Here is a 531-nt window from a genome sequence, read left to right as displayed (position 1 = left end):
GGGAGAAAACGTGCGAATGAGTGAGCAAAACGGAGAAAAAGAGTTAGTCATTGAGGGAGGTGACCACAATGGTTAAGTGCCAGTTTTCTTTGCAAACAAAACTAATTATATTTGTCGTATTGCTGCTGTTGATTGTGATCTTATTAATCGGTGCTACGTTTATTATCATGTTACAGGAAATTGTCGAGGAGCAAATTGGAAAGCAAGCGCTCAGTATAGCGACGACGGTTGCCCTTATGCCCGAAATACGTCAAGCGTTTAAATCTGATAAACCATGGCAAACCATTCAGCCCCTCGTTGAGCCGATTCGTCAACGTGTCGGAGCAGAGTTTATCGTTGTTGGCAATCAGGATGGAAACCGCTATTCGCATCCTAAGCCTGACCGGATTGGAAGAAAAATGGTTGGCGGCGAGGGCATTGATTAAGGGAGAATCTTATGTTTGATCAAGTCCCTATTTGTGTGTAAAATAGCCCCCAGCTAGAATGAGCCTGACCCCATGAATCAACATGTGGTTGGTAAGGGATTCGAGC

Annotated in this window: 1 protein-coding gene; it reads left to right on the top strand. The window is 44.4% G+C overall.

The genetic code is table 11. The annotated features are described in order from the left end of the window. The first annotated feature begins 68 nt into the window (after positions 1 to 68). Complete coding sequence (locus IEX61_RS12280) at positions 69 to 425, top strand: hypothetical protein (protein ID WP_188818266.1); 357 nt, start codon at positions 69 to 71, stop codon at positions 423 to 425. Positions 426 to 531 lie beyond the last annotated feature (106 nt).

It is taken from the genome of Calditerricola satsumensis (assembly GCF_014646935.1).
Taxonomy (GTDB): Bacteria; Bacillota; Bacilli; order Calditerricolales; family Calditerricolaceae; genus Calditerricola; species Calditerricola satsumensis.
The sequence above is the reverse complement of the archived record's forward strand: the minus strand, read 5'-3'. Positions and strand labels throughout refer to the sequence as shown.

Excerpts from the sequence above, each read along its gene's own strand:
- IEX61_RS12280 (WP_188818266.1), top strand. The coding sequence starts at position 69 with ATGGTTAAGTGCCAGTTTTCTTTGCAAACAAAACTAATTATATTTGTC.